At 50.4% G+C, this 18,515-nt stretch carries 22 protein-coding genes, 1 tRNA gene and 2 pseudogenes; 22 read left to right on the top strand and 3 right to left on the bottom strand.

Features of this window, described 5'->3' with window-relative positions:
- Positions 1-48 precede the first annotated feature (48 nt).
- Positions 49-447, bottom strand: a complete 399-nt coding sequence (locus CSK29544_RS21425) for a hypothetical protein (protein WP_046623091.1) — start codon at positions 445-447, stop codon at positions 49-51.
- Positions 448-492: 45 nt separating this feature from the next.
- Between CSK29544_RS21425 and CSK29544_RS21420 the strand changes: the two are divergent.
- From CSK29544_RS21420 to CSK29544_RS21350, 17 genes and pseudogenes are all read left to right on the top strand, one after another.
- A pseudogene (locus tag CSK29544_RS21420) lies at positions 493-1,024 on the top strand (terminase small subunit).
- Entirely contained in the window at positions 1,011-2,495 is a 1,485-nt protein-coding gene (locus tag CSK29544_RS21415) for a phage terminase large subunit family protein (protein WP_029039649.1), read from the top strand. The pseudogene CSK29544_RS21420 and the gene CSK29544_RS21415 overlap by 14 nt, the downstream one beginning before the upstream one ends.
- A gap of 8 nt (positions 2,496-2,503) precedes the next feature.
- Positions 2,504-2,629, top strand: a tRNA-OTHER gene (locus CSK29544_RS24470).
- Between the two features lie 61 nt (positions 2,630-2,690).
- Positions 2,691-2,873 (top strand): hypothetical protein, encoded by a 183-nt coding sequence (locus CSK29544_RS21410; protein WP_029039650.1) that lies wholly within the window; start codon positions 2,691-2,693, stop codon positions 2,871-2,873.
- 10 nt (positions 2,874-2,883) lie between these two features.
- Positions 2,884-4,224 carry an anti-CBASS protein Acb1 family protein gene (locus CSK29544_RS21405; protein ID WP_029039651.1) on the top strand — a complete coding sequence of 447 codons (1,341 nt, stop codon included), beginning with the start codon at positions 2,884-2,886 and terminating at the stop codon, positions 4,222-4,224.
- Positions 4,169-5,941 (top strand): phage minor head protein, encoded by a 1,773-nt coding sequence (locus tag CSK29544_RS25190; RefSeq protein ID WP_372584596.1) that lies wholly within the window; start codon positions 4,169-4,171, stop codon positions 5,939-5,941. The genes CSK29544_RS21405 and CSK29544_RS25190 overlap by 56 nt, the downstream gene beginning before the upstream one ends.
- Positions 5,942-5,957: 16 nt before the next feature.
- Positions 5,958-7,239, top strand: a pseudogene (locus CSK29544_RS21395) (hypothetical protein).
- A complete protein-coding gene (locus CSK29544_RS21390) occupies positions 7,239-7,691 on the top strand; it encodes a gp53 minor capsid family protein (RefSeq protein WP_029039653.1) in 453 nt (150 codons plus the stop codon). Before CSK29544_RS21395 ends, CSK29544_RS21390 begins: the two are co-directional and overlap by 1 nt.
- A gap of 14 nt (positions 7,692-7,705) precedes the next feature.
- Positions 7,706-8,803: a major capsid protein gene (locus tag CSK29544_RS21385; RefSeq protein WP_029039654.1), complete on the top strand. Its 1,098-nt coding sequence runs from the start codon at positions 7,706-7,708 to the stop codon at positions 8,801-8,803.
- A 10-nt stretch (positions 8,804-8,813) separates the two neighbouring features.
- Positions 8,814-9,110, top strand: coding sequence for a hypothetical protein (locus tag CSK29544_RS21380; protein WP_029039655.1), 297 nt, complete (start codon positions 8,814-8,816; stop codon positions 9,108-9,110).
- A 59-nt stretch (positions 9,111-9,169) separates the two neighbouring features.
- Complete coding sequence (locus CSK29544_RS21375) at positions 9,170-9,571, top strand: DUF7370 family protein (protein ID WP_029039656.1); 402 nt, start codon at positions 9,170-9,172, stop codon at positions 9,569-9,571.
- A 172-nt stretch (positions 9,572-9,743) separates the two neighbouring features.
- Positions 9,744-10,094: a hypothetical protein gene (locus tag CSK29544_RS21370; protein WP_029039657.1), complete on the top strand. Its 351-nt coding sequence runs from the start codon at positions 9,744-9,746 to the stop codon at positions 10,092-10,094.
- A gap of 2 nt (positions 10,095-10,096) precedes the next feature.
- Entirely contained in the window at positions 10,097-10,468 is a 372-nt protein-coding gene (locus CSK29544_RS21365) for a hypothetical protein (RefSeq protein WP_029039658.1), read from the top strand.
- On the top strand, positions 10,465-10,848 hold the full coding sequence (locus CSK29544_RS21360; protein ID WP_029039659.1) for a phage tail termination protein: 384 nt from the start codon (positions 10,465-10,467) through the stop codon (positions 10,846-10,848). Before CSK29544_RS21365 ends, CSK29544_RS21360 begins: the two co-directional genes overlap by 4 nt.
- Positions 10,849-10,949: 101 nt before the next feature.
- Positions 10,950-11,492: an HNH endonuclease signature motif containing protein gene (locus CSK29544_RS23575; protein WP_029039660.1), complete on the top strand. Its 543-nt coding sequence runs from the start codon at positions 10,950-10,952 to the stop codon at positions 11,490-11,492.
- Positions 11,493-11,558: 66 nt separating this feature from the next.
- The gene (locus tag CSK29544_RS21355) at positions 11,559-12,302 is read left to right on the top strand and encodes an Ig-like domain-containing protein (protein WP_029039661.1); all 744 of its coding nucleotides are present in this window, start codon (positions 11,559-11,561) and stop codon (positions 12,300-12,302) included.
- Positions 12,303-12,353: 51 nt separating this feature from the next.
- The gene (locus CSK29544_RS21350; protein ID WP_029039662.1) at positions 12,354-13,028 is read left to right on the top strand and encodes a DUF6246 family protein; all 675 of its coding nucleotides are present in this window, start codon (positions 12,354-12,356) and stop codon (positions 13,026-13,028) included.
- A gap of 21 nt (positions 13,029-13,049) precedes the next feature.
- Here CSK29544_RS21350 and CSK29544_RS23570 read toward each other — a convergent pair whose 3' ends face one another.
- Entirely contained in the window at positions 13,050-13,463 is a 414-nt protein-coding gene (locus CSK29544_RS23570; RefSeq protein ID WP_071844246.1) for a hypothetical protein, read from the bottom strand.
- 2 nt (positions 13,464-13,465) lie between these two features.
- Entirely contained in the window at positions 13,466-13,699 is a 234-nt protein-coding gene (locus CSK29544_RS21340) for an Arc family DNA-binding protein (protein ID WP_029039664.1), read from the bottom strand.
- An 89-nt stretch (positions 13,700-13,788) separates the two neighbouring features.
- Between CSK29544_RS21340 and CSK29544_RS21335 the strand changes: the two genes are divergently transcribed.
- From CSK29544_RS21335 to CSK29544_RS21315, 5 genes are all read left to right on the top strand, one after another.
- Positions 13,789-13,944 (top strand): Arc family DNA-binding protein, encoded by a 156-nt coding sequence (locus CSK29544_RS21335; protein WP_029039665.1) that lies wholly within the window; start codon positions 13,789-13,791, stop codon positions 13,942-13,944.
- Positions 13,945-14,019: 75 nt separating this feature from the next.
- Positions 14,020-14,865 carry a phage antirepressor N-terminal domain-containing protein gene (locus tag CSK29544_RS21330; RefSeq protein ID WP_046623090.1) on the top strand — a complete coding sequence of 282 codons (846 nt, stop codon included), beginning with the start codon at positions 14,020-14,022 and terminating at the stop codon, positions 14,863-14,865.
- Between the two features lie 124 nt (positions 14,866-14,989).
- Positions 14,990-15,403 carry a hypothetical protein gene (locus CSK29544_RS21325; RefSeq protein WP_105607031.1) on the top strand — a complete coding sequence of 138 codons (414 nt, stop codon included), beginning with the start codon at positions 14,990-14,992 and terminating at the stop codon, positions 15,401-15,403.
- Between the two features lie 86 nt (positions 15,404-15,489).
- The gene (locus tag CSK29544_RS21320) at positions 15,490-16,008 is read left to right on the top strand and encodes a hypothetical protein (protein ID WP_029039700.1); all 519 of its coding nucleotides are present in this window, start codon (positions 15,490-15,492) and stop codon (positions 16,006-16,008) included.
- A gap of 56 nt (positions 16,009-16,064) precedes the next feature.
- Positions 16,065-18,509, top strand: coding sequence for a tape measure protein (locus CSK29544_RS21315; RefSeq protein ID WP_029039701.1), 2,445 nt, complete (start codon positions 16,065-16,067; stop codon positions 18,507-18,509).
- Positions 18,510-18,515: the final 6 nt, after the last annotated feature.

Genomic DNA, 18,515 nt, shown 5'->3' with positions numbered 1-18,515 from the left:
GCCTGATGATGGATTAAGCAGAGATCAACCCCTTTTCATATGCCGAACTCAATATTCTGGTGAAAACTCACTCTGAAGATTGCTGTCGGCAGTATTGAAAACCACATCTGATGTTGGCGATTCAAACGTAAGGGCGCCATCAAAACGCAGGTAGCACTTAAGGATAGAAATCTCCTCTTTGTTAACCAGCGTGAAAAATTCAACTACCGATATTAAATTTTTATCATCAATAATGAATTTATTCCTACTTGCAAAGGAAAATTGAAGTTTAGGCATAGTCGCGCAAAAGCGGCCCTGTTCAATTTTGCCGGTTATTGCGATATGGAAGAAATCACGTACTTCCAAGTAGCTGAAAAGGCTCTCATGAAATGCGGTTGTGACATTATCAAGATGATGGCCGTAATTTTTCAGCGGTGTAGAGATGTCTGCAAGAGTTACGATATTCATATTTATCCTTAAGGACTAAAATGGCACTCACGCGACAAGCAAGAAATGTTCTGTCGCGAGTACCTCATCGATTTGAACGCTACGCAAGCGGCTATTCGGCGGGGTACAGCGAAAAGACCGCCAATGAACAAGGCTCGCAAACTTAGCGAAACTTAACATCCAGTCCAGAATCTCCGAACTTAAAGCAGAGCGCAATGATCGGGTCGAGGTTGATGCTGATTATGTGCTGAAACGCTTGTTTGATATCGACCAGATGGACGTCGCTGACATCATCCTGGCTAACGGGGAAATTAAGCCGATTAAGGACTGGCCGAAGGTATGGCGCACAACACTTTCTGGAATTGACGTCATAGAGATGGCCGCCGCCGATAGTTCCGCCTTGCTGAAGAAAATTAAGTGGCCTGACAAGGTTAAGAATCTTGAGCTTCTCGGCAAACACATTAGTGTTATGGCATTCAAAGAGCAGGCTGCTCACGAACATACGGGCAAGAACGGCGGCCCGATTGAAGTGGCCGCGCTAACGAAAGATGAATACAAAGCTGCCCGGCGGGAGATGTTGGAGGATGACGACTGCTGAGCAAAAGAACTATGCGCGCCGGATAGAGTGCGAAGAGGACGGGCTTTACTTTGCCCGCTACTTCTTCAAGCAACGTACCGGCGGCAAGATGATAGTGGCGCCGCATCACAAGGTGATACAGCAAACGCTGGACAGAGTGATAGACGGCGAGATTAACCGGCTGATCATCAACGTTCCGCCTGGCTACACGAAAACAGAACTGGCAACCATCAACATGATGGGTCGTGGCCTGGCACTGAATAAACGCGCCAGATTCATGCACCTGTCCTACTCGCACAACCTCGCACTTCTGAACTCATCCACTGCCCGCAGCATGATTAAGTCGCAAGCCTACCAAGCGATGTGGCCGATGGAGCTGCGCGACGATGCTGACAGTAAGGCGATGTGGTGGACGGAGTATGGCGGCGGTGTTTATGCCTCATCGTCAGCAGGACAGGTAACCGGCTTCCGTGCCGGGCATATGGAACCTGGCTGGCAGGGCGCTCTGATTATCGATGATCCGGTTAAACCTGATGACGCCTATTCCGAAACGGTTCGTGACGGCGTAAACAGCCGCTTCAACGAGACGATTAAATCACGCCTGGCTATCGAAACCACGCCGATGATAGTCATCATGCAGCGCATCCACTATCACGACCTGAGCGGCTATCTGCTGCGAGGTGGTAGTGGTGAGATGTGGCACCACCTGAATCTGCCGGTAATCATCGACAACAGCCGGTCTTATCAGGAGCAGTACCCTGAAAATAGTCACGCCATACCAATTGAGCACGGCCTGCCTGATGGTTGGCTCTGGCCGTTCAAACACAACGAGAGCCATCGCACAGCGCTTTTCTCTCATCGCCGAACAGCCGAAGCGCAGTACATGCAGAACCCTCGCAGGTTCAACGCAGAGGGCGCGCTGTGGACAGAGCAGATGATTGCAGCAGCACGCGCCCTGAACATCACCGAACAGCTATCCAGAACGGTTATCGCTATCGACCCGCAAGCAACAAACAGCGAAGAGAGCGATGAAACGGGGATTGTAGCAGCCAGCTCATACGGTGCAGGAGATAAGCGACAGTATTCAGCCGACGGCGACTACAGCGGCAAATATTCCCCTAACGGTTGGGCAACGCGTGCAATGGACGCTTACAAGCAGCATGACGCCGACGCGATTGTGATTGAAACCAACCAGGGCGGTGACATGGCAGAGGACACACTCCGCAATGCCGGGTTCAAAGACCGCATTATCCGCGTCCATGCGAGCAAGGGTAAGTTCGCGCGAGCCGAGCCAATATCCGCTCTGTATGCACAGGGTCGCGTAGCCCATCGCGGCAATCTCTATCAACTGGAAAACCAGCAGATGGAGTACGTGCCAACCACCTCAAAAAAATCACCTGACCGCCTCGATGCGCTGGTATGGGCGATGACCGAATTAAGCGGTTCGGAGCCTATAGGGATGATGATTCCTAAGCGCCTGCAAGGGCGGTAAACTGAAAATGAGGCGTAACTCAATTCCCGCTTGCGGGTTAGATGGGTAGAGTAATGCATCAACCGGATTATCCGGCAGGGCAGGCATGGTGCTAATGCTGAACCTGAGTGCTGGTTCGAGTCCAGCCGCCTCACATATTCAACAGGTCGCTACGGCGGCCTTTTTTATTATCTCAACCATACAGACGAGGACCATATGAGCGGCGTTTATTTCGAATCGAAAAAAATCGGCGATATCTCCTGCACGCAGGTTAAATCTGGCTGCGTTGAGGTGATTGTGAAACAAGTCGGAGATCGCAAAGTCATTAAATCTCAGGGGCGCGGAAATGTCAGGCAGGTGAAAGATATCGCCAGATCATTTCACAAAGCCATTCAATGACGGATAAACCATGACTGACAAATTAACACTGGCCGTCAACCATGCGTTGAACGATGCCAGGCTTGCGCGCGCCCGCATGATGATGGCTAACCCGTCTATGGGTCTGGATGCAAAACGTAGCACGGCGTGGTGCGAATATGGCTTCAAGGAAGATTTAGACTTCCATGACCTCTATAAGCTTTATCGCCGTGGAGGCATCGCTAACGGTGCGGTAAATAAGCTGGTATCCAACTGCTGGAAAACGAACCCTGAAGTTATTGAGGGTGATCCGGATGATGAATCACGCCAGGAATCGACGTGGGAGAAGTCGAGCAAAGAACAGGTGTTCACCCATCGGTTCTGGCGCTCATTCGCCAAAGCCGATACGCGCCGACTGGTTGGTCGCTGGGCTGGCATCCTTCTGCACGTCAAAGACAATAAGCGCTGGGATGAGCCGGTAGTCAAAGGCCGTTCGCTACAGAAGATTACGCCAGCTTGGGCTAGTGCACTGAAGGTCGCCAGTCGTGATTACAACGGCAATGTCACGAAATGGCATTACACAGAAGTGCAGCCTGACGGGGGTAGAGTTCAACGTGACATCCACCCTGACCGAATCCTGATTATCGGTGATATGTCCGATGACGAGATCGGATTTCTGGAGCCTGGCTACAACGCAGCTGTAAGCCTCGAAAAGGTAGAAGGAGGCAGCGGTGAATCTTTTCTGAAGAACGCCGCGCGCCAACTGAACGTCAATTTCGATAAAGAGATTAACTTCAGCAACCTCGCGTCACTTTATGGCGTTAGCGTCACAGATCTGCAGGAGAAGTTCAATGAGGCTGCCGTTGAAGTTAACAGCGGCAATGATGTGCTTCTGACCACTCAAGGCGCGTCTGTTACGCCTCTGGTAACTTCGGTTGCCGACCCTTCACCTACTTACGATGTAAACCTGAAGACCTTTGCGGCATCGGTTGATATTCCCTCTCGCATTCTCGTTGGCAACCAGTCAGGCGAGCGCGCCAGCACGGAAGACCAGATTTACTTCAACGCTCGCTGTCAGTCGCGACGTGGTGACCTGTCATTCGATATCGAGGATATGGTGGACAAGCTGATAGATCTGCAAATCCTGAAGCCGGTAGCCAAGTTCAGCATTGTCTGGGATGACCTTAACGAACAGTCATCTTCAGACAAGCTGGATAGCGCCAGCAAGATGAGCGACATCAACCAGAAGACGCTGGCAACCGGCGAGCAGGTATTTACCGCTAACGAAATCCGCGTTGCTGCAGGATACGAGCCGCTTGGCGAACCGCTGACCGAGGATGACGATGAAGAAAGCGAACAAGCCAGCGAAACCAGCGATATTACCAGCCAATAAGCAGGACCCGACTGGTGTAGACAGGCTGGAGCGCGGCGCAATGCGCGAGTTCAGCAGACGGCTACGGAAAATCGGAAAGGGGTACATAGAGTTACTTAACCGCATACCTTCAGAGCCAGCAGTAAACCAGCGCTACACCTTCCGCCTTGACCAGACACTTCTTTCCATGCTGCTTCAAAACGGTGAATCGCTCGTCGATGACATTTTGTTGCAGGGCGGGGAGTTGAATTTGTGGTTCTGGCAGGACTACGTTTCTACGGCTTATCAGCGAGGAACGGCGCAGGAGTTTAGCAACCTTTCGCAGCAATCCCCGGCATACGCCGCCGACAGGGAAAGCATTGAGAAGATCCTGTTAAGTGACGCCTATCAGTCCCGTCTGATACTGGTCAGGGCGCGCGAGTTTGAAGAGATGAAAGGCCTTAGCAATCAGATAAAGGCTGACCTTTCCCGCGTACTGACGGACGGTATTGGGCGCGGGCTTAACCCTCGCGAAGTTGCCAGAAATATAACCGCTCAAACAGATATCGAGCGCAGCAGAGCCAACCGCATTGCACGCACGGAAATCACTACCGCACTCCGGCGTGCGCGATGGGACGAACATGACCAGGCAAAAGATGATTTAGGCCTTAACGTCATGTTGCTTCATATGTCCGCCTTAAGCCCCACAACGCGACGTACACACGCTCTCAGGCACGGACACCTCTATACCTCGGATGAGGTCAGGGAGTGGTACAGCATCAATGGCAACGCGATTAACTGCTACCTGCCTGACACAGAAGTGCAAGGCAGGTTTGTGGCTGGCTCAAAAACTTACTACAAGGGGATGGTCGTCAAGCTTGTGACTCGTAGTGGTCGCAACCTTACCGTTACCCCTAATCACCCCGTAATGACCGACAGAGGATTGATTGCTGCTAACGAAGTCACGGAAAGAGACAATCTTTTCGCATACAGCAGCAATGTCGAAAATTCTGTTGGGATAGGTGACCTGAACGACCAGCATAGAGTATCCGCAGTTCAGGATGTCTTTAGCTCTCTGGTGGAGTCTGGTCATTCGATCCTTAGATGGGTGAGTGCTGTAGATTTCCACGGCGACGGTAGTTCCTGCAATGGAGAGGTCCACATTGTAAGGTCCGACCGGCAACTGACCATTGCATGCGACACCCATACGAGCAAGATGCTCGATTATTTCGCTCTCAAACATACCAACTCTGTCAGCGCGTTGATTCAGGGATCGCCTTTCTCTGACCTCATCGCTATCGATTTGGCCCCTCCTGACGCCGAGGGCTGCAGCGGTAACAAGTCGCCTTTCTTCAGGCGTGGCAAGCGAGAATCGGTTTATTGCAGCAGTACTTTTTCCTCTGCGAACAATTCCAGCAGCTTCGAGCCGTCGCTTAACAGCGCTGCGGGAAGCACCAATCTTTCTGGAGATAGCCTGCTCAGAGAGGCCGGACTTATAGAGATTGACGATGTTGTCAGTGTCGAGAGGTATTTCTTTGAAGGTCATGTTTACGATCTCGAAGAAGTGTCAGGCCTTATGATAGCCAATGGAATAATCGCAAGCAACTGTAAATGCACTCAGGTCACCGTTCTGGTTGATGAGAAGGGCGTTCCGCTCAACTCCAGCGTTATCGATATTGCCAAAAAAGAGTTTGCTCAGACATGGGGCAAGCGCATGGCCACAAATAAATCACATCACTGCTGCAAACACGCGGCATAGACAAGAGTAATCACCCATGACAATGCAGGTTAACGTCACCACAAAGGTGAACAGTCAGTCTATTCGCCGTGAAACGTATAACGGGGCGCGAACATCTGGTTCTCCCCAGCTATACGCTGCCGGCGCGAACGTAGTAATGAACGGTGGTCTTTACCCCGCATCAGAAATCGACCGCGCACTATCAGGGCTGGAAGGCACTCTGGCACCATTGGGTCACCCAACGGTCAATGGTCAGTTTGTATCAGCTTTCTCTCCTGAGGAATCAACGTAGGCCACATCGCCGCATGGAACCGCCAACGTGAAAGAAATCCGGCAATCGGGTTTATGCGGAGAAATGGGTTGATGTTCAGGTTGCAATCAGAGTGAGGGTGGGCGTGAACTTCTGGAGCGCGTTGCAGCGATTGAGCGCGGCGATGATGTACCACCCATTCATACCAGCCGTTGCAGTATTTCTCGACCAGCTTGAGGCAAGCGAGCAACAGAAGGCTCAGGGCATTGAATGGGTTGCCAAAATCAACGCAATGGACCATGACGCCATCCTCCTTCATGGAAGTCGGTGCGGCACAGCCAGAGCAGGGCGTTGGTCCTGATGGTTAACGCTGACCAGGCAAAGTCCATCAAAACCAACTCTGGCGCACTGGTAGGCGAGTCCTACCCGCGAACGTGAACGCCGCCTTGAGAAAGCTGCCCGCGACAAATTTGCGACCGGGCCTGACGATTACGCATGGATTGCTGACTTTACCGATTCACAGGCGATTGTCATCCGTAACGGCGGTGATGCACAGGTGTACGGGTATACCAGTGATGGCGGGCAGATCACCTTTGACGAAACAGGCCACCAAAGTGGCGCGCCAGGAGTCATGGGTCGCAATTGTAGCCAACAAATTCAAATCTCTTTTCACACCGCAGGACGCTCCTGCAACAAACCACAAAACGGAGGGCGACATGCCTTTAACCAAAGAAGAACTGGAACAAATCGGCAGCATGATTGGTGAGGCTGTGGCTACCAATACGGAGAAGGCAATTAAGCCGCTTTCGAGAAGGTTGAAGCGCTACAGGCCAACCAGGAAAAGCTGACAGAAACCCTGACCGCCAACTCTCGCGCTGAAGAACAGACCAAGCGCGCCGCTGTGGCTGCTAAGCATGGCGAAGTCGTAGCTAACGCGCTGTCAGGCGAAGCGCTAGATGCAATGTTTAAATCCTTGGGTGAAGCCGCTCCGCTGGGTACTAACTCTGCACAGAACCAGGCAGAAACCGGCGCGCCTGATTACAAAACCTACTTTGGAGGTGCTGCGTAATGGCACGTTATCGTCGAATCAATATTGACGGTCAGTCGCTGTACAAGACCGAAACCCGAGTGGTCGCTGCTGATACCCTGCCGGGAACTGCAGTAGTCATTAATGGCGACAACGAGTTTGCACAAGCAACTGCTCTGACTGGTCGTCTCTACATCGTTGAAACCGGTTATCACCAGGGCCTGACCGTTAATGAGCCAATCCCTGCCGGTGATTCTGCCGTCGGCAACTATCTGGAGGAGGGTCGCGAACTGGCGCTACGGTGTGCTGCTGGCACCTACGCAAAAGATGACCCGATCAAGCTTGGCACTAATGGTCAGTTCACCAAAGCGAGCGCCGACACTGACTCAGTGATTGGCTACAGCCAGGATGACGTAACCATCGCCGCCAGTACTACCGATTTAATCCGCGTACGCGCTCGCGTAGGCACCGTTGCCGCAGCAGCTGGCGCTTAATCAGGAGAATAAGAATGTATTTTACCGCTGAAACACTGGCTGCTAACAGCCGACTGCGCGGACACTGGAACGAGCTGTGGGCTAACCGCAACATCTTCAATCAACAGCATGACATGATGGTTAATGCCTACCGACCAAGCATGACCGCAGAAATGCTGGCGGCTAACGCTGTTGGCGGTTTTACCCGCGAATTCTGGGCTGAGATTGATCGCCAGATCATCCAAATGCGCGATCAGGAAGATGGCATGGAAATTATCAACGACCTTCTGGCTGTCCAGACCGTACTGCCTATCGGCAAAACCGCGAAGCTCTACACCGTTTCCGGTGATATTGCTGATGACGTATCAATCAGCATCGATGGTCAGGCACCATATTCCTTCGACCACACCGAATACGGCGGCGATGGCGACCCTATTCCGGTGTTCACTGCAGGTTATGGCGTTAACTGGCGTCACGCTGCAGGCCTGAGCACTGTTGGTATTGACCTGGCGCTGGACTCGCAGGCTGCCAAGATGCGCAAGTTCCACAAAAAGCGCGTCGGGTACTACCTGAATGGCGATGACAGCATTTCTGTCGATGGCTACAAAGGTCAGGGCATCCGTAACCACCGAAACACTGCGAAGATTAACCTCGGCAGCGGCGCTGGCGGCGCGAATATCGACCTGACTACGGCCTCACCGGCTGACATGCTGGCATTCTTCGGCCCGACTGGTGCTTTTGGCCTGACTGCTCGCCGTAACAAAGTTGCTGCCTATGATGTTCTGTGGGTGAGTTCTGAGATTTGGGCAAACATGTCCAAGCCTTACCTCATCAACGTAAACTCGGGCAGCAACGCTCTGGTAAGCGGCACTGTGGCTGATGCGATCTCTCGCTTCATTCCTGCCAAGGAGATCCGCCCGACCTTCGCGCTAAGCGGCAATGAGTTCTTCGGATATCAGCGTCGCCAGGACGTAATTTCACCGCTGGTAGGCATGGCTGTAGGCGTAGTTCCGCTGCCGCGTCTGATGCCGCAGAGCAATTACAACTTCCAGATCATGTCTGCAGAAGGCTTGCAGATTAAGAAGGACGGCGAAGGCCTGTCTGGTGTGGTTTACGGCGCTAATCTGGCATAAAGGATAAATCATGGCTGATAAATACGAAGTAACCCGTCCTTGGCATGGTGTCTCTTTAGGCGAAGTGGTTGAACTGGAAAACCTGCACCCTTCGTTGAAATCTCATGTCCGTAAGCTTTCCGGTAAGGCGTCAGCAGAGCTGACTCCGGCGACCCCTGATGCATCTACCGATAAGCAGGCCCGCAAGCAGGCTATCACCAAGCGCCTTGATGATCTGGGCATTGAGTACAAAGGCAATATGGGCGTCGACAAGCTCGCAGGCCTTCTGCCAGAGGGCGAGCTGGATAAGCTTTTCCCTGCTGAGTAACAGCCGCCGCGATGGCGGTTTTTTTATGCCCTCTGCGGAGGGCTATATCTGAGGTCAGCATGATAACCACAGCACAGGCGAAGGAATACCTATCGTCGGTCGGCATCACGCTGCCCGACTTTATTCTTGACGCGCTGATTGAGCAGGTGAACAGCATTCAGGAATGTCTTGATGCTCATTACCCAGCTGCGACAGCGCTGCTAATTCAAATGTATTTGTTAGGACTGATGGGGCTGGGGCAGGGCGATCGCTATATCAGCTCTCAGACAGCCCCGTCAGGTGCCTCAAGGTCGTTTCGATATCAGTCGTTTGCGGATCGGTGGTCAGGATCTCTGTCCTTACTGCGAGGGCTTGATAAGTATGGCTGTGCAACCTCGCTGATTCCCCCAGACCCCAGTAATAAGGCTTTTGCAGGCATCTGGATAGGGAAAGGTGGATGCATGTGTAACGGTGAACGCTAATGACGTGGATATCCGTTAAAAATCGACTCCCGCGGTCATTCGAGCGCGTATGGGTACTTACTGAAACAGGTCGGCAGACCACCGGATACGTTAAATCGGATGGGGAGTGGTTTATTAACTGCCCGCGCATCCGGGAGAGTGGTGCGAAGGTGCTGCGCTGGAGGGAATAAGAATGTCAGAGTTGGCCCGCTGGTCATACACCGGCAAAGCGACGTTTTGGAAGCGACTGGAAGGCCAGAATGACTATGGTGATCCGTTGGGTTTCGCAGCTCCGGTGGTCATCGATTGCGGCTATGAAGGTGGGTTGAGCAAGCGGCTCGGCGATATTGGTTCAGAGCGAGTAATCAAAAACACCTTCTGGACGGAATTCGCCGATGCGGATATGGGGGATTACATCCTGATTGGCGTGTCTACCGAAGCAGACCCTGTTCAGGCTGGGGCTGATGAAATACTCCAATCTATAAGGGATGAAGACACGTTCGACCGCCTTATGGATGACTACGCGATAATTACCGGAGGCTGAGCATGGCTGGAAAAATCAGAGGCATAAGCCAGGCTAAGGCCAATCTTGAAAAACTCATTGCTGATGTTCAGGGAAGAAAAGCAATAAGAGCGATAAAGAGCGCGCTCATTATTGGTTCATCACAGGCATCCGTATATACGCCTATCGGTGACACCTCCACGCTCATCAATAGTCAATATCAGGAACTGGATGTAAACGGCACTCGCCTGACTGGGCGCGTTGGGTATTCAGCCAACTATGCGGTCTATGTTCACGATCCCAACATCCCACAGAAATTCCGCCGTGCAACTGCAAGGAAGGAGTTCCTTACAAAAGGGTTTGAGGATACCCGAGAGCAAATCGACCGGGTTATGAAACAGGAGTTGTCGCTATGAACCCTCCGATGCATACCCGGCTGCGTGATTATTTTGTAGGTGCCGGGCTTACCGCTGGTTTTACAACCCAACTCCTTATATGGAATGACACCGGAAACATGTCAGAGCGTTTTATGGTATTCCGCCCTAACGGCGGCTCTTCCATACGCAATGAACTAGGGGCCGAATATTACGTGTTAGTAGATGTTATCGGCGCAAAAGGAGGGAATGGATATTTAGACACTTCGGTGCAGCAAATTATCCAGCACGTGCAATCAGACCCTCTGCCAAGCAACTGTATTGGCTATATCGAAAATTTCGGCGGTATCCCCGCTCCAGTCCTAACAGCTGAAGGTCGCCTCATCTATCGGCTGCAATTCGCTATTAAATATGGTGAGTGAACTGTATAATTAACCAGTGGCTAGGCTGATCACCGAAGGCCCGGTTTCGTCGCCGGGTTGCCACACCCACCAAACGACGAGCAACTTTGACGAGGTTGTGCATGAGTATTTCGGAAGAGAAGATTTTACCTCTCGATTATTTACGAGAGTGCTTGTCTTACTGTCCAGAGTCTGGTGTGTTGACATGGAAATCTAGGCCTCTGTCCCATTTCCCTGATGGTAACGATGGTGGATTCAACAGAAGGTTTTCGAATCGAAGAGCTGGATCTGTATTGCGAGATCACCTCGCGGTCCAAATCATGGGTGCCAAGCACTATGCGCACAGATTGTGCTGGGCCTTGTACTATGGAAGCTATCCAGTTGGGTCAATCGACCATATCAATGGTGATGGATTTGATAATCGTATATCCAACCTTAGAGAGGTTACCCATCGAGGAAATACCCACAATCAGAAAACCCGCATAACTAATAAAAGCGGATGTATGGGGGTTACCATAAGGCCTGACACTGGGAAATATAGAGCAAGAATAAATACGCCAGCAGGCAGAAAGCATTTGGGTGATTTTAATTCACTTGAAGAAGCTATTTCAGCCAGAAAAGAAGCAGAAAAAAAGTACGGATATCATGAAAATCACGGTCGATAAAGGCCAAAATCACCAACTAAGGTCGCCAAATGGCGGCCTTTTTTATTACAAAAGAGGTAACTATCTATGCAAGGCTGCTCTACTGATAACAGCAAGCTTTTCGGTCGTGCCGTTGTGTTAGAGGTGGCTTTGGGCTGCCCTGATGCCGTTCCTCCGGAAAGCGAGCGAAAAGCGCTCATGGCTGGAACATCAAAGGGATTTGACTTTAGCCCAAACACTGTAACCAGCGATGCTGATGATACGAAGGGCTACGTTGAAAACATCGTAACCAACTCGGATTTCACCATCAGCTTTGAAGGTGAGGTTCGCAAGCGCGACAAGCTGGATCAATTCGGAGTTGGTAAGTTTATCAAATACTACAACGATGAAGTGAAGGCTGGCCGCCAGCCTACCATCTGGGTGTTCATGGATTATGGTCCGGTGCAATTCCAGGGTTACATGGTTATTACTGCGCTCAGCTCGGATGGTGGCAGTAATGACATTGTAACGCTATCTACCGAGTTCAAGGTTTCCGATTCGGATACGATTGATGTTCAGGAAACGCCTGATGAAGTACCTGTTACCGGCGTCACCGTATCGCCACAGACCACATCTGTAGTGGTGGGATCAACCCGGCAACTGACCGCGACTGTTTCCCCGACTGATGCGACAGACAAAACCGGCGTATGGACATCTTCCGATCCGACTAAGTTCACTATCAACAGCAGCGGCCTGATTACTGGTGTAGCGGCTGGTACCGGCACGGCAACATTTACCACCAATAACGGTGCTAAAACGGCGCAAACAGCAGTGACCGTCACCGCTTCGTAACCATTCCAAAGGGCGGTTACGGTCGCCCTTGATAATGATTATGGAGACAACATGACCCCGCTTAAAGAGATTGGTGAGTGCCTCATCAGCGTTGATGGTGAGGATTATTTCTTCCGGCCTTCATTTGTGAACATGTCACGCATTGGTGAGCCAGATGAAATCGTACAGGTGTTTTACGACCTGCACAACGATGAAGTAACCAGCCTTGTGAGTCGAGCCGTTGAGGCTTACGGATACGTTCCGCAATGGCTGATAAGCCACATCAAAAGCACCAGTTACGGCCGCAAGGCGTTTCTCGCTTCAGTGGTTGTTCTGAATGCCTGTTGTGACAAAGACGCTGGCCCGTTGACCGGCGTATTCCATCCCTCTAAAGGCAACGGACGCACATTCAAGATTCGCAAAGGCGCGCTGCCTGAATCTGACATGCTGCTGATTGCGCAGTCGCTGATAACCCATGGCGTTATCGGCAAGGCGAAAGTTCGAAAGCTCCAGCGGCATGAAAGCGGAGAGACCAGCACAGAGTTCCGCGCTGTTGATTACATCGTGGCCGCGCAGGCGCATTTCGGCATGACTGAGCAGGAAGCTGGAAATCTGACGATGACCAAGTTTCAGATGCTGCTGGCAACCAAATACCCTGAACAGAAAGGCTTTACTCGCGAAGAGTACGATCAAGTAGCAGATGATTATCTTGCCAGGAAGGCAAAGCGCCTGGCTAATTCAGCGTAGCCCACTCAGGCGGGCTTTTTGTTACTCAGGTAGCGATTTCATAACACGCTCTGTTTCACGAGCTTCGAATCTCGATGTCCAGCCACAGGAGTCACAATGGTACGGAAAATCATCAAATCCACTACCGACTTGTTTATGACAGTTGGGGCAATAAACCGCGTCGACGTATCCACCAGAGGGGTTTTTTCTAAAGGCCGCTCCCATATGCTCGACAAACTGCTCTTTTGCCCGGTAAGCCTCTATCTGCTTCGCAAGTTCTACGCATTTGGCTTCCGCCTCGGCAAGTTTTTGCTCGGTGGCAGCATGGGCTTTCTGAAGTACGTCAATCTGCTCGCCGATGAAAGCGATACGCTCGCGCAACACCTCGTTGCTTTGAACCACAGAAAGGGCTCCGAGGCCACTTTTAAGAGATGTAATAAGTAAGCCAATATCCATAATTATTTTTCCTTGCTGTGCATTTTATTTAATGTTTCAAGAAGCGCCTCTTTAAACTTTTCAGCTTCACGTGTGGCGAATTCCTCCTTGCTACTTACATTTTCGGAAACAGCATCAAGCAGAATTTGAACAATTTCGGCATTCATAGACCTCCTGTTGTTCTTTGCACGCAACCTTATCTTCTCTTTTAACTCATTGGAAACGCGGATGTTTATCTGCGGCTCTTCTCTAGACATGATGCCTCCGTGGTGTAACCGTAATACTACCCTTGCATCACAGTCCTCACAATGGTATAACGGTTATATCAAATTGATATGGAGGTAGTATGATAGTTCCGTCAGATGCGCCTAAGTACAACCTGCGGATTCCCGCAGAGATTAAAGAGATTATCGAGAAATCAGCTAAAGATGAGGGAAGGTCGGTAAATAGCGAAATTGCAAAGAGGTTAATGGATAGCTTGAAACGTGATGGATTACTTTAACCCGAAATGTTGAAGCCCCAACTACTTGCGATAGTCAGGGCTTCGGATGTTAGTCAATCTTGAGGAAAAACCAACATGACAAGTATAGCGATTCTTGAAGCAGTTAACACCTCTTACGTTCCGTTTAACGGTCAGCAGATCGTTACCGCCATGTCGGCAGGTGTTGCGTATGTGGCTATGAAGCCTATCGTGGAAAACCTTGGGATGAGCTGGTCAACTCAGGTTCGTAAACTGACTGCCGATAAAGGTAAATTCAACTGTGTTCATATGAACATGGTTGCGACAGACAGCAAGTTGCGCAATGTTTTGTGCCTTCCCCTTAAGAAACTCAACGGCTGGCTGTTCAGTATCAACCCTGAGAAAGTGCGTGCGGACATTCGTGACAAGCTAATTCAATACCAGGAAGAATGCTTTACAGTCTTGCACGACTACTGGACAAAAGGGGAAGCTAAGAATCCTCGCAAGAAAACAACCGCCGAAGAGCGCACCCCACTGCGTGACGCTGTGAACATGCTGGTTGGCAAGAAAGGACTGCGTTATGACGATGCATACAATATGGTTCATCAGCGGTTTAACATCGACAGCATTGATGAGCTGGAGATTGACCAAATTCCCCTGGCGGTAGAGTACATTCATCGTATTGTTCTTGATGGCGAGTTCTTGGGCAAAGAAACTGGAGTTGAAGAAGGTTTCAAAGTTAGCCTTCCTCACGAAGGTCGCTGGCTGGTCTACTTCCAAAATGGCTCGCCCCAGTTGATGAATATCAGCGGGCACAATTGCATACAGGACCAGTACATTCGAGACATGCGCAGGGATGTTATGCAGTTGGTGGATGTGTTGATGGAGTTCTCTGGCAGAGCGCTCATCATGACTGGCGATGAAATCCCGTCACGGCTTAAATATCCTCTTATTAAGCATTAGTTCTGCAATGATTAATCAAACCCGCCCCGGCGGGTTTTTTGCATGCAATCCCCCGCAAGTTTCCCTCTCGTTGGTTGATATGTGATCGCTTTTTGATAAGATCGCGAAAAGCTATGGGTAGGGGGTGAGTGTGGACGCCGGAATGCTTTTTGGCCTAGTCGCGATGGTAGTAATAGCTATCGTCGGATTTGCTAACGTTTCATCAAAAGAAAAGGCCGCAAATGATGATGACGATAAGAGTGTGCTTTTTTTAGATAAACTGGCTGAAAGCTCCTTGCTTGAAGAAGAAAAGCCCCATCTTGTCATCATCTATAGGCAAAGCGGTAACATCCAGCAGAAAGACAAGGTATACCCAACAGCATCGGCTGCTATCAAGGCTGCCGCATCTACCTTCAAAAGAGCCAAAATCCCTTTTGTGGTTATTAATGAAAACAGCCCCAATAGACTCGCTTTTAGTCGACCATGGCACAATCACAGAGGGGCGGCAGAAGGGAAGAAAGTTGGGTCAGCTGTCATAGTTCCGCTGAATGCTCCATGAGGATTCTTCAGAAATACTCAATCTATAGATAATGTTCTTTCGCTGTTACGATAAAAGATAAATTTGATGATGAATTGAGGAATATCATGAGCAAAAAAGGAGCGGCAATTGGCATTGTACTGCTGTTGGCATGTTTTGTAGGTTCGGTGATTTTGGTGCCCCAAGAGGACGCGCAGGGTGCGGCGATGGTTAGTGCTTGCGATGCACTGACCAAGAGCCAAATGAAGTCACCATCGACTTATAAAATGTTGGACTCATTATTTGAAATAAAGAAAGTTGATAAAGAACACATCTCTGCCAAATTAAAGCAGATAGATAACGACTCCATAAGCCAAGGTGTTGCCAAAGGCTACTTAAGCCTCAGTGAAGGAAAGGCTTTTGTTGATTTTGAAGCGCAAAACTCTTTTGGGGTGCCATTAAAAGGCACCACGCAGTGTAACTTCAACATCTATGCTGACTCTTGGGCATCCCTTGAATCGGCAACTGTGGGTGATAGGGATGTGAGCAGGGCTGATATAATTATCACATCATCTGAACACAAGGTTGATTCAGGATTTTCATCAAAGCTTAAATATCTTAAATTAAAGATTCTTCAAAAAATCTGATTTATACACAGCCAAAACCCGCCAAGTGCGGGTTTTTTGTTTTCTGGAGATCACCAATGGCCGGAGATAAGCAGTTAGGTAACATCGTCTACCAAGTGGAAATGGATGTTGCTCAACTCATTGCAGCGCAGCAAAAGGTTAATCAGCGTCTTGACCAGATGGACGGTAGTTTTAATAAGTCATCTCAATCCGCTGGTCGTTTTGAGGGGGCATTAAACAAGGTTGGGCTTGCTATTGCTGGCGCGTTCACGATTGAAACGGCCAGGCGACTAATCGAAATTGGCGACCAGATGAATACCCTGCAAGCCAGGGTTGCGCGCCTTAGTCCAAGCGTTGATGCTGCCAAAGAGTCAATGAAGGCACTGTCCGCAATTGCTTCTCAAACCGGGAGTAGTCTCTCAGATACTGAGCGACTTTGGGAGACTCTCACTTCAGCGCTGAAAGAAACGGGCGCAACAAATTCGCAGATTCTTTCCCTGACTGACACGCTCCAAAAGATAGGCACTATCGGCGGGTCGTCTGCTGAGGAAATGTCTAATGCCCTGCGACAGTTCGGGCAGTCAATCGCAGGCGGAATTGTTCGCGCTGAAGAGTTCAACTCCATTCTTGAGCAAATGCCGGAGCTAGCAAGGCAGATAGCGGCTGGTTTAGGTATTTCGATTGGTCAGTTAAGACAACGGATGCTTGAAGGCAAGCTAACTGCTCAGGACGCGCTAAACGCCATCCAAAAACAGTCGGAAAGTGTTAATGCCGAATTCGACAAAATGCCCGTTAGCGTCGACAGAGCTAAAAACAGTCTCGATGTTGCCTTTAAGAACGCAATAAGTGATCTCAACCAGGCCATTGGGCTTACTTCGACACTTGCTGGATTGATGCAAAATGTCGCCGACAACCTTAATTACTACAATAACAATGCAGGCGACGCTGGCAGGATGCCAAAGCTCATTGAATTGCAGAAAAAATATAACGATGAGCTTAAAGAAGGCAGGAAATGGTATGACTTTTCGGATAAAGATTGGGAGATAAGGCGCGGTCAGGCAGCGTTCGAACTTAAGCGCGTAGAGCAGGAAATAGCCAGCATTAGAGCCAAAGCTGCAAACGAAGCCAAAAATAACCAAGGTTTTAAAAGTGCATCTACCAACGGTGATGATGCTGCTACAGCCAAACTTGTCAAAAACTCTGAACGCAGATTAGCACTAGCCAAGCTTGAAGGAGAGGCAAGAGCAAGACTGCAAGCTCAATATGATGCTGCCGATGCTGGGATTACTGACCAGAAACGCGTGAAGGCGCTGCAGGACGAGTATGCCGAGACATACCGGGTAACTGAAGCAAGAAAGGAAAGCAACAAAGAGGGCAAGCAGTCAGCCAGCCAGGCGGAGTCGATAGCGCAGAAGCTCGAAAATCTCCGTCAGAAAGCAATGCTGGCTGGGGCGACAACTCAGGAGCTAAGCAGAGAGCAGGCCATTCTACAGGCGCAACAATCGCTTGGTAAAAGCGCAACCCAGGAACAGATCAGACTGGCTGGAGAATACGCAGCGCAGGCCTACGACACCGCAAGCGCTTTGAAGGAGCAGCAGAAGGCTGAGAAGCAGAGACAAGATACCGAAAAGGCTTATCAAAATGTTCGCAATCAGTCTTCACCTGTTTTGTCAGCAGACAATCAGTTCCAGCAACAGATGGCTTCATTAGATGCGTATGCTCAACTTTATCCTCAAAAAATAGCAGAGGTCGAGCAAACTCGCGCCGCTATAGAAGAACAGTATCGCCAACAAAGAATGGCCGCAATGTGGCAGGAATGGCAGCAGCAGAGCGAAATCAACCAGCTCGCCGCTTCTGCCATCGACTCGCTTCAGGGCGGAGCAACCAATGCGATAACCGGGCTTGTTAACGGCACCCAAAACCTTCAGGAAGCCTTCGCCAATATCGGCACTACCATCCTCGGAAGTGTAGTTGGCGGACTGGTTGAGATGGGCATTCAATGGGTAAAAAGCCAAATCATGGGCCAGGCTGCGGCGGCGGCATCACTTGCTTCAACGATGGCGCAAGCAACGGCAGCTGCATCCGCATGGGCTCCGGCGGCCATTAGCGCATCTATTGCCACATATGGCTCAGCCGCGGCTGTCGGTCAGACGGCATATGCTGGCTCTCTGCTTGCAGCAAAGGGAATGGCTGTTGCTGGCGCGCGTGAGCATGGTGGGCCTGTATCCGCAAATTCCATGTACCGGGTAGGCGAGGGCGGTAAGCCCGAGATTTACCAGGCCAATAACGGCAGCCAGTACATGATACCGGGTGACAATGGTCGGGTGATTAGCAATCGGGAGCTTGGCTCAGGGGGGGCGGGGATCGGGTCTGTATCTGTCGTTAATAACTTCACCATCAATACAACAAACGGCATTGATCAGGCTACCATGAACCAGATAGGAAAAATTGCCTACAACCAATCACTTCGAGCCATAAAAAATGAACAGCGGCCAAATGGGATGCTTGAAAAAAGCCGTTAATGCCCA

Source organism: Cronobacter sakazakii (assembly GCF_000982825.1).
Lineage (GTDB): Bacteria > Pseudomonadota > Gammaproteobacteria > Enterobacterales > Enterobacteriaceae > Cronobacter > Cronobacter sakazakii.
Note: the sequence above shows the minus strand (reverse complement) of the source record. Positions and strands in the feature narration are given on the sequence as shown.